The following is a 9,294-nucleotide window of genomic DNA, read 5'->3' on the forward strand; positions in this document are numbered from 1 at the left end:
GCTGCCGATCGTCGAGCCGACCAGCACCGCCGCCGCACTCCACAAACCCAGCCGCCGCGGCAGCCGCTCCTCGCTGAGCCCCGGCCCGGCTCCACGTCCCGGCCCGGCATCCGGCGCACCCGCCACGTTCCCGCTCCCACATGGTGAATATCCTACGCCGCCCGCCACACGGCGGATTGCCGGGGCAAGCTAGTAGCCGAGCCGGCCCCATGCTACCCTGCCCAGACCGGATAGACCGGATTCCCAAACCGCACCCTGGGGGAAGGGACAAAGTTTCCCCAGAGAAGCCGGCCAGGAGCGATCCTCCCTCTGCTCGATGCCGTGCCTCTTGATTCCGTCTTCAGGAGAAACATGAAGTTGTAAGAGTCCGAACCAATGGCGTGTGGTGAAGAGTCGCACGTGCCATCAACTGTCCAGCGCAGGTCCCGAGCGAAGTCCGACGCTGACGTCATGGCGCTCGGTATCGCCGTCTCGAACGGCGCAATGGAGCCTTGCGCCCGATGATCCCCTGCTCCACGCCCAGGTTCCGGAATCTGTCCGGACTGACGCCAGCGCGCCCCGAACTCGCAGTCTACCTCCGTGCTACGTAAGTGCGTCCGGGCGCTGGATTGCTCTTGATTTGCTGCTGGGTTGACCCCGGCGAACCGGTTTGCCCAGATCTATCGCGCTGGCCCCTGGCCGAGCGGTGGAGGGTCAGGCCAAGTGAGATCCTCAACGTCCCGAACGCTCGGTTGCGCCCGCCTGCTTTGTCTCCAGCTTTTTCTACTGAACTATGGCGATCCGCTCCTGCTGGATTCTCATGGGGGCATCAGTTGGGGTAGTGACGGGTTCGTGCTTCGTCAGCAGTGCATCAAGCGTTCGCTTGGCGCCCTCCGCCATAGCCATCGTCGGTCGCTCGAGGACGAACTGGAAAGCAAGCGTCGTCTGGGGCGCGTTCTCGGCCAGCGCAACGGCCCGCTCGACGCGCCGCGCCCCCTCAGGCTCAGGGATGGGATCACCGAAGTGGAGCCGCGCCAGGATGTAGTCGTCAAAGGCTGCCTCGGCATTCTTGACAGCTTCCGCCCGGGTTTCTCCGTCGGCGGCTAGGCCCGGCAGGTCGACGTAGCGACAGACGAAGTAGGTCCCTTCTCGCTCATCGGTCACCTTCTCGACCCGGCGCTTATAGGGCATCATCCGGTACTTCTTTAGCGTCTCGGTCTCACTCATTAGCCCCTCCTTCCCCCTGCAGACCTTCGATCAGCCTTACGGCGTCCCGCACAACATAGCTCCGCACTCTCCCGTGGCGGGGGACCACGTGGTACACGCCTGGGTTGTGCTTGTGCCTGCAAACGATGTGCTCTTTCCCCTGCCAGCACTCGAACCCAAAGCTCTCCAAGAGACAGAGGGCAAGCTCGGCTGGAGCACGAGGCCTGAGCGAATTGAAACGGGAGCATGGACCTGACCGGGATCGAACCGGTGACCTCCTGGTTGCAAACCAGGCGCTCTCCCAGACTGAGCTACAGGCCCGCAAACGATACGGAGGGCGAACACCTCCGCCCTCCGCGTCACCTGTAAAATTTACCGTCGGAAGAACCCTGGGTCAACCGCCGCCTGGCTCCGCTGGCTCCGCGGGCTCCGCGGCTCCGTGGCTCCGCGGTTCTGTTCGGCTGTTTCGACCTTGCTCCGCCGGCTCACGGGGGCTCGACTGCGCGCCGGAGCCCGCCGCGGCTCCCTCCTGCCTCGAGCGGTCGGCCCGCCCGCCCGCGGGAGCCGCAGTGCCTCAGGCGGCCAGCCGCTCGGGCGAGCCGCTCGGGCGCAGGCGCGGGCAGCGGCAGGTGGGTGCGCCGCCGCGTCAGCTCGACCTCGACCAGGCTGAGCACCTCCTCGTCCGTCAGCCAGCCGTTGTCCCACAACACCGTAAACGCGTTGCGGGCGCGGCCCAGTCGGTCCCGGCGGGCCGAGCCCGGGGCGCCGCGCTTGTAGGACATCACGCAGCCCGCCCAGCTTCCCCTCACCACCCCGCCCCGGACCAGGTCCTCCTTGAGCTGGACCAGCCCGTCATGGCTGAAATCGGCCAGTTCCGCCCGCAACTCAGCGATCGCCTCTTCCCGGTGCCGCTCCGAGTACCGCTCGATCATATTCATCATGGCCTGCTCCTTTCTGCTCCACCGACGCAGCCGTGCGAAACGGAGGATGCTGCAGGAGCTGTGCCGCGAGCTACAAGCGCATCATTTCTGGAAGAGCCAGGGCCCGAAAGGCGGTAGGTCGAGCTAAGTGGTCGAGTTCGTAAGTACGGCCACGCACCGAATGCCGCCGTATTTGCGGATTCGACCACTAAGCCGCGGCGCTCAGGCGCTGCGCTTGGGCACTGTTCCGCCCAGCTCGGTCTGCCGGTGGCGTGCGGCGCTGAGCAGGATGTTCGCGGTCAGCTCGGGGTCATCGACGAGGAAGTAGCGGGCGTCCAGGCCGTTCTCGACCTGCAGCCGCAGTCCGTCGCGGTACACGCCCAGCTTGCGCAGCCGGACGTGAGGCAGGTCCAGGCGCCGCTTGGCGCCGCGGAAGATCACGCGGCGGCTGGTGATGACCAGCATGCCCAGGTCCGAGGGGAGCAAGCTGGGATCGGCGCCCAGCGCGCCGCGTGGCTGCTCGGTGTCGAGCACGTCGTCCTTGTCCACGCGGATCGCCAGGCTGGCCGGCGGCTCGGGCGGCGTTGTGGGCAGCGAGAGCAGCTCGCAAAGTGCGGCCTGCACGACCCAGTGGCACGTCTCGCCGCTGGCCAGGGCCAGCGGCGCTTTGAGCACCGGGAGCTGCCCGCGGTCTGCGCGCGCCAGCAGCCGCAGCCGTTGCACCTGCAACTGGTCCGCCTCGAGCTCCGCGTCCGAGAGCCGGAGCTGCTGCTGCAGCCGCCTGAGCCTGAGGTCATCCTCCTCCGTGATGCGGGAGTCCGCCGCCGCATCCCGCAGCGCCCGCCGGTAGATGGCCAGCGCCACCATCCGCACCTCGCGGTCGCTCAGCTCCTTCTCAGCGCGCAGCGCTTCCAGCGCCTGGATCTCCTCGGGGTGCAGGATGCCGTCGGCCAGCGCCTGCTCGAGGTGCTCCTGGTACGCTTGCCGCGCGCGCCGGCGCTCCTGGCGCGTATACACCGCCGCGCCTGCCGCCAGCCCGGCGCCGAGCGCCACGGCGGCTGTGATCAGGATCGGGATCATGCCCCGATCCTACCCCCGCCACCGCCCCTCAGGCAAGGGGTAAGGGGGCAAGGGGGCAAGCCCGCCATCTGCTGGCCCGGCGCCGCCGCGTCTGCTAATTTTCCGTCAATCATGCGGTTGCTCTTGCTCCCCCCTGGCACGAGGAGAATCACCATGCGCACTCTGCTCCCGGCGCTCGCCGCCATCCTCACGCTGGCCGTGCCGCTCCCGGCGCAGAACCCGGCCGCGGAGAAGAAGGATCCCGATCCCGATGTTCGGGCCACTGGCGGCGGCACTCTGCCCGCCGGCTGGCAGCTCCGCCTGGACAAGGCCGCAGCGCGGGCGGAAGACGTGAAGTTCGTCACCATGGGCTCGGGGCTGCATGCGACCACGGGGCCCGCCGCCATCTTCTACAACCCCGCCTACAAGGCGGAGGGCCAGTTCCGCGCCCGCGCCACCTTTACACTCACGCGACCCAGCCGGCACCCGGAGGCCTACGGGCTGTTCATCGGCGGCAAGGAGCTGGACTCCGACCAGCAGGACTACCTCTACTTCCTGGTACGGCAGGACGGGAAATACCTGGTCAAGCACCGCGCCGGCCCCGACACGCACGAGCTCATCGCCTGGACCGCCCACACGGCCATCAAGCAGCCGGACGAGTCGGGGAAGGCGACCAACGCGCTGGCCATCGATGTCGGTGCCAGGGCGGTGCGCTTCCTGGTCAATGGCGCCGAGGTGGGCAGCCTGGAACGCGTGCCCTACCTGAACGTGAACGGGCTGGTGGGGCTGCGCGTGAATCATAACCTGGACGTCCACATCGCCAACTTCGGCGTCGCTGCGCCTGCCAGGGCGCGCGCCGACGCGCAGCGCTGAGGCAGTGCGGGCCCCCCAGCGGCTGGCCGAGCTGCCCACCCCCGCCGCGCTCGTGGACCTCGAGCGCGCGGCTGCCAACCTCGACCGGATGGCTGGCTACGCGCGGCAGCACGGCCTCGCACTGCGCCCGCACGTGAAGACGCACAAGACGGCGGAGCTCGCACTCGAGCAGCTCCGCCGCGGCGCCGCCGGCCTGACCGTGGCTACGCTGCGGGAAGCAGAGGTCATGGCCCGCGTGGCCGATGATCTGCTCCTCGCCTATCCGCCCGTCGGCCGGCCGCGCCTGGAACGGCTGCTGGCCCTACCGGCGCACCTGCGGCTCACGGTCGCGCTCGACGGCGAGGACGTGCTCCGCGAGCTGGCGGCCGCGGCCGCCGCCGCCGGCCGGGACGTCGGCGTGCTGGTCGAGCTGGACCTGGGGTTCCACCGCTGCGGCGTCGCCACGCCGGACGACGCCGTGCGACTCGCCGGGCGGGCGGCAGACCACCCGGCAACCCGGTTCCGCGGCGCCTTCTTCTACCCCGGCCATATCCGCGAACCGGTGGACCGGCAGGCGCCCGCCATCCGCGAGCTGAATTCGCGCCTGGCCGCCTTCCTGGACGCGTTCGCCGCCGCCGGACTCGATCCCGAGACCGTGAGCGGCGGGTCGACGCCGGCCGCATTTGCCTCGCATTGTATTCCCAGCCTCACCGAGATCCGGCCCGGCACCTACGTCTTTAACGACAGAATCACGGCCGCCATTGGGGCCTGCGGCTGGGATGACTGCGCCTACTCCGTCCTGGCCACGGTCGTGAGCACGGCTGTGGCCGGCCAGGCGGTGGTGGACGCGGGGTCCAAGGCGCTGTTCCGTGAAGAGCTGCATGGCACTGCGGCCCCTCGCGGCTACGGCGCATTGCTGGATCGGCCCGACGTCGTGGTGAGCGCCATGTCCGAAGAGCACGGGATGCTCGATCTGGGCCGCACGGCCTGGAGGCCGCGGGTCGGCGACCGCGTGCGCATCGTCCCCAACCACGTTTGCGTCTCGGTCAACCTGCACGATCGCCTCTGGGGCCTCCGCGGCGAGAAGATCGAATCGAGCTGGAGCGTGGCCGCGCGCGGGTGGGAGCGCCGCCCCAACTGACCGGCGGGCGCGCCGTATGATCAACCTACTCAGGAGTTGCGAAAAGCTATGGGCAAGGGTACACGCCAGTGGGAGCTGCGCCGCCGCCGCAAGCGGCGCAAAGAGCGGCTGAAGGAGCGACGTCGGACCGAAGCTGCCGCGCGGCCGGTCGCTCGCCCGGCCACGCACCGGCGCGCGCGTTCGGAGCCCAAGTCGCAGTAGCCCGCCAAGGAGACCGGCGCTGGTGGGCCCCTCCGCCGCGGCGGTGCCTCCCCCGAAACGGGACTCCTCCCGCCCCCCGACCCGCAGGCGCTACACCGGGAGCCGGTACTGCACTGCCGCCTTCTCTAGGTCGCGGCCCAGGCAGCGCTGCACCTTGAGCGCCACGCGCTCGACCGCGCCGGGATCCGCGACCAGGTCATGCTCCCGGATGTCCAGCGGCAGCACAGTGCAGAACCGGAACCCGCCGATCCACTGCCGGTAGCGCGCGTGCAGCCGCGCCCAGTACTCCTGCGGCGCCTCCTTCTCCGCGGGCCGGCCCCGCTGCTGCACGCGCTCGACTACCAGCTCCAGCGGCCCGTGCAGATACGCCATGAGCCGGGGCGGCCGCGCGGCCGGCGAGTGGCTCAGCTCTGTGTAGAGCCGCTCGTACAACCGGTGCTCGAGCGGCGTGAGGAGCCCCTGCTCGTATAGCCCGCGCGCAAAAATCTCGGCGTCCTCATACCACGTGCGGTCCAGGATCCAGTCGCCGCCCTCGGCCCGCATCCGCCGCAAACTCTGCATGCGCGTCGCCAGGAAATGGAGCTGCAGATTCAGGCCGTAGCGACGCATCCCGTCCGGCTCACCATAGAACAGCGGCAGCCACGGATTCTCCTCGCCTACGCTCTCCAGCGCTACGGCAAAACCGAAGCAGCGCGCCAGGGCCCGAGCGAGCGTCGTCTTACCGGTGCCGACCATGCCGGCGACGGCAATCATCATCGCGAGCGTCCCCTCCAGAGGACATGCACTGCACCGCTCAGGGGTCACCTCGCCATTCCACGGAGACGACCCGCCGGCCGCTATCCTATTTCCTCACCAGGCGTTGGCCGCACGCACGGCGCGGGGCACGCGCCCTGCCTGTCACGCCCGACGACTCCAGCGTGAGGTGGCCTATGAGAAGTGCGTTGTATGTCATCCCCATCGCGGGCGGACTGCTGCTCACGACGGCGCACCCCGGCGCCGCCCAAACCGCAGGGCGGCCGCCTGCTACTCCACCCGCCGCGTCCACCGGCTCGGCTACGCTGTGGTGGTATGACCAGCAGCGGGAGCAGTGGACGCGCGAACCGCACTGGGACGCCCAGGACCAGGAATTCGAAGCGGAGGAGGACGAGTTCGACGACCGCGAGCTCGAGGACGACGAGTTCGACCCCGACTTCGGGTTCCGGGATGGACGCGGCCGCCGCGGGCACAGCCGTGACGCACATGACGAGCTGCACGGCCGCCTCGATCGAGAGCACGAGCGCTGGCACCGCTATCGCCACGTCCGCACCCGCACTCACGATCGGACTCACGAACGCCTCGATCGAGAGCACGAGCGCTGGCACCGCCGTAATGACCACTACTGGCACGACCGGTCATGGCACCTCAGGCACGCCGCACTCCACGATCACCTCGAGCGCGGGCACCGCGGCTGGCACCGCCGGGACGGCCGCTACTGCGACAGGGATTGGGGGTTGCAAGATTGGGAGGTCCGGCTGCGCATTCCGCTGCCGCACCCCGGCCGACACTACTCGAGTGATGCCGCCGCGCTGCTGGGCGCCGTGCGCGCGCTGAGCACCAGGCCCTGAGCAGTTCCCGGCGCCGGCCTCGGGCGCGTATGGGGGGAGGCGTCACCCCGAGCCTCCCTCACGCCTGACACTGCTCGCACGGACAGATGGCCCGCAGCAGCTCGAAGGGGTAGATCCCGGTGCTGTGGAAGTCACTCCATTCGAAGCGCAGCGCGTAGCGGCCCACATACAGGATTTCCAGCGGGTAGACATCGGGTGGGACCTTCTTCACGTCCAGGATCCGGTCCCCCGTGAGCTCGTCAATGCACCCGGCGCAGCGGCAGTTGATGCGCAGGTGCAGGGGCGGGTACTCCGATACGTGGCCGTCCGCCCAGCGGACGCGCAGCCGCGTGCCGTCCTCCGTGGGGGCGATCTCGAGGGGCTCGGCGCGCGCCTTCATGGCTGGCAATTCGCGTCAGGCCGGAACTTGCGTGCGGCTCACCAACTGCCGCAGCACATAGGGCAGGATCCCGCCATGCCGGTAGTATTCCAGCTCCTGCGGCGTGTCCACACGCGCGCGCGCTCGGAACTCGAGCGCGCTGCCGTCCGTACGGCGCGCCCGCACGGTCACATCCCAGGCGCGGCGGAACCCGGCGGCCACGCCGTCGGCCAGCCCCAACACCTGGTACTCCTCCGTCCCGGTCAGCCCCAGGCTGGCGGCGCTTTCGCCCGGCCGGAACTCGAGCGGCAGCACCCCCATGCCGACCAGGTTGGAGCGGTGGATCCGCTCGTAGCTTTCCGCCATGACGGAACGGACTCCGAGCAGCCGCGGCCCCTTCGCCGCCCAATCGCGCGAGGAGCCCGTGCCGTACTCCTTCCCCGCGATCACCAGCAGCGGCACGTTCTCCGCGGCGTACTTCATGGCGGCATCGAAGATGGACATGCGCTCGCCAGTGGGGAAATGCACCGTGTACCCGCCCTCGAGGCCCGGGACCAGCGCGTTCCGCAGCCGGATGTTGGCGAACGTGCCCCGCATCATCACTTCGTGGTTGCCACGCCGGGCGCCGTAGGAGTTGAAGTCCGTGCGCGCCACGCCGCGCTCGAGCAGGTAGCGCCCCGCGGGGCTGTCCGGCTTGATGCTCCCCGCTGGCGAGATATGGTCCGTGGTGATGCTGTCACCCAGCAGCGCCAGCACGCGCGCGCCGCTCACATCCTGCACGGCCGGAGGCGCCTCCGGCATATCCAGGAAGTAGGGCGGCTCCTTGACGTACGTCGAGTCTGCATCCCATTCGAACAGCTCGCCCCCCGGCGCCGGCAACGTCGTCCAGCGCTCGTCGCCCTCGAACACGTGCGCGTACTGCTTCCGGAACATCTCCGAGCGCACCGACCGCTGCATCACCTGCTGCACCTCGTGCTGCGTGGGCCAGACGTCCTTCAGGAAAACCGAACGCCCCTGCGCATCCCTGCCGAGCGGCTCATTGTACAGGTCCACGTCCATCCGGCCGGCCAACGCGTAAGCCACTACCAGGGGAGGCGAGGCCAGGTAGTTGGCGCGGACATCGGGATTGATCCGCCCCTCGAAGTTCCGGTTGCCGGAGAGTACGGACACGGCCACCAGCCCGCCTTCCTCGATGGCCGCGGAAATCGCCGGCGGCAGCGGACCGCTGTTGCCAATGCACGTGGTGCAGCCGTACCCCACCAGGTGGAAGCCGAGCTGCTCGAGGTACGGCACCAGCCCCGCATCCGTCAGGTAGTCCATGACCACCTTGGAGCCGGGCGCCAGGCTGGTCTTGACCCAGGGCTGGCTGCCGAGCCCCCGCTCGACCGCGTTCCGCGCCAAGAGACCCGCTGCCACCATGACCGACGGATTCGAGGTGTTGGTGCAGCTCGTGATCGCGGCAATCACCACGGAGCCATGGTCCAGCGTCACTGGCTCGCCCCCAACCACCACGCGTACGCCGGCCGGCGCGCCTGCGGCAATGGCCGCGGCCGTGGCAGCTCCAACCCCGACCTGCTCCGCGCCGCGCACCATGCCGCCCCCGGCCGGCGCGGCCTCCAGCATCCGCTCGAGCTGCGCCTGGAAATCCTGCTTGGCCGCGGACAGCCGCACCCGGTCCTGCGGCCGCCTGGGACCTGCCAGGCTCGGCTCGACGCTGCCCAGCTCCAGTTCGAGGCTGTCCGAGTACTCTGCTGCGGGCGAATCGGTCGACCGGAACAGCCCCTGCTCCTTCAGGTACGCCGCGACCAGCTCGAGCTGCTCGGGCGGCCGGCCCGTGAACTCGAGGTAGTGCACCGTCTCCGCATCCACCGGGAAGATGCCGCACGTCGCGCCATACTCGGGCGCCATGTTGCCGATCGTGGCTCGGTCGGCCAGGGGCAGCCGCGCCAGCCCGGGGCCGTAGAACTCGACGAA

10 protein-coding genes and 1 tRNA gene are annotated in these 9,294 nt (G+C 69.5%); 4 read left to right on the forward strand and 7 right to left on the reverse strand.

Annotated elements, in window-relative coordinates:
• Window positions 1–762: 762 nt before the first annotated feature.
• The 4 genes from HY703_11580 to HY703_11595 form a co-directional block, all read right to left on the reverse strand.
• Window positions 763–1,206, reverse strand: coding sequence for a type II toxin-antitoxin system HicB family antitoxin (locus HY703_11580; GenBank protein MBI4545829.1), 444 nt, complete (start codon window positions 1,204–1,206; stop codon window positions 763–765).
• A gap of 226 nt (window positions 1,207–1,432) precedes the next feature.
• Window positions 1,433–1,506, reverse strand: a tRNA-Ala gene (locus HY703_11585).
• A 164-nt stretch (window positions 1,507–1,670) separates the two neighbouring features.
• Window positions 1,671–2,126, reverse strand: coding sequence for a hypothetical protein (locus HY703_11590; GenBank protein MBI4545830.1), 456 nt, complete (start codon window positions 2,124–2,126; stop codon window positions 1,671–1,673).
• A gap of 201 nt (window positions 2,127–2,327) precedes the next feature.
• Window positions 2,328–3,185, reverse strand: coding sequence for a hypothetical protein (locus HY703_11595; protein ID MBI4545831.1), 858 nt, complete (start codon window positions 3,183–3,185; stop codon window positions 2,328–2,330).
• A gap of 153 nt (window positions 3,186–3,338) precedes the next feature.
• Here HY703_11595 and HY703_11600 point away from each other — a divergent pair, with 153 nt between their 5' ends.
• From HY703_11600 to HY703_11610, 3 genes are all read left to right on the forward strand, one after another.
• Window positions 3,339–4,037 (forward strand): hypothetical protein, encoded by a 699-nt coding sequence (locus HY703_11600; protein MBI4545832.1) that lies wholly within the window; start codon window positions 3,339–3,341, stop codon window positions 4,035–4,037.
• 88 nt (window positions 4,038–4,125) lie between these two features.
• On the forward strand, window positions 4,126–5,157 hold the full coding sequence (locus HY703_11605) for an alanine racemase (protein ID MBI4545833.1): 1,032 nt from the start codon (window positions 4,126–4,128) through the stop codon (window positions 5,155–5,157).
• Window positions 5,158–5,205: 48 nt separating this feature from the next.
• A complete protein-coding gene (locus HY703_11610) occupies window positions 5,206–5,358 on the forward strand; it encodes a hypothetical protein (protein ID MBI4545834.1) in 153 nt (50 codons plus the stop codon).
• A 90-nt stretch (window positions 5,359–5,448) separates the two neighbouring features.
• Here HY703_11610 and HY703_11615 read toward each other — a convergent pair whose 3' ends face one another.
• On the reverse strand, window positions 5,449–6,114 hold the full coding sequence (locus tag HY703_11615; protein ID MBI4545835.1) for a deoxynucleoside kinase: 666 nt from the start codon (window positions 6,112–6,114) through the stop codon (window positions 5,449–5,451).
• Between the two features lie 173 nt (window positions 6,115–6,287).
• Here HY703_11615 and HY703_11620 point away from each other — a divergent pair, with 173 nt between their 5' ends.
• Window positions 6,288–6,962, forward strand: coding sequence for a hypothetical protein (locus HY703_11620; protein MBI4545836.1), 675 nt, complete (start codon window positions 6,288–6,290; stop codon window positions 6,960–6,962).
• Window positions 6,963–7,020: 58 nt separating this feature from the next.
• Here HY703_11620 and HY703_11625 read toward each other — a convergent pair whose 3' ends face one another.
• Both HY703_11625 and acnA read right to left on the reverse strand, forming a co-directional pair.
• Complete coding sequence (locus tag HY703_11625; protein MBI4545837.1) at window positions 7,021–7,341, reverse strand: DUF971 domain-containing protein; 321 nt, start codon at window positions 7,339–7,341, stop codon at window positions 7,021–7,023.
• Between the two features lie 15 nt (window positions 7,342–7,356).
• Window positions 7,357–9,294: aconitate hydratase AcnA (gene acnA / locus HY703_11630; GenBank protein MBI4545838.1), on the reverse strand; the 1,938-nt coding region annotated here is incomplete at its 5' end.

Source organism: Gemmatimonadota bacterium (assembly GCA_016209965.1).
GTDB lineage: Bacteria > Gemmatimonadota > Gemmatimonadetes > Longimicrobiales > RSA9 > JACQVE01.

Bases quoted from the DNA above. Each gene is read 5' to 3' on its own strand.
- HY703_11595 (MBI4545831.1), bottom strand. From the start codon at position 3,185: ATGATCCCGATCCTGATCACAGCCGCCGTGGCGCTCGGCGCCGGGCTG.
- HY703_11600 (MBI4545832.1), top strand. From the start codon at position 3,339: ATGCGCACTCTGCTCCCGGCGCTCGCCGCCATCCTCACGCTGGCCGTG.
- HY703_11615 (MBI4545835.1), bottom strand. From the start codon at position 6,114: ATGATGATTGCCGTCGCCGGCATGGTCGGCACCGGTAAGACGACGCTC.
- HY703_11580 (MBI4545829.1), bottom strand. From the start codon at position 1,206: ATGAGTGAGACCGAGACGCTAAAGAAGTACCGGATGATGCCCTATAAG.
- HY703_11605 (MBI4545833.1), top strand. From the start codon at position 4,126: ATGGCTGGCTACGCGCGGCAGCACGGCCTCGCACTGCGCCCGCACGTG.
- HY703_11610 (MBI4545834.1), top strand. From the start codon at position 5,206: ATGGGCAAGGGTACACGCCAGTGGGAGCTGCGCCGCCGCCGCAAGCGG.
- HY703_11625 (MBI4545837.1), bottom strand. From the start codon at position 7,341: ATGAAGGCGCGCGCCGAGCCCCTCGAGATCGCCCCCACGGAGGACGGC.
- HY703_11590 (MBI4545830.1), bottom strand. From the start codon at position 2,126: ATGATGAATATGATCGAGCGGTACTCGGAGCGGCACCGGGAAGAGGCG.
- HY703_11620 (MBI4545836.1), top strand. From the start codon at position 6,288: ATGAGAAGTGCGTTGTATGTCATCCCCATCGCGGGCGGACTGCTGCTC.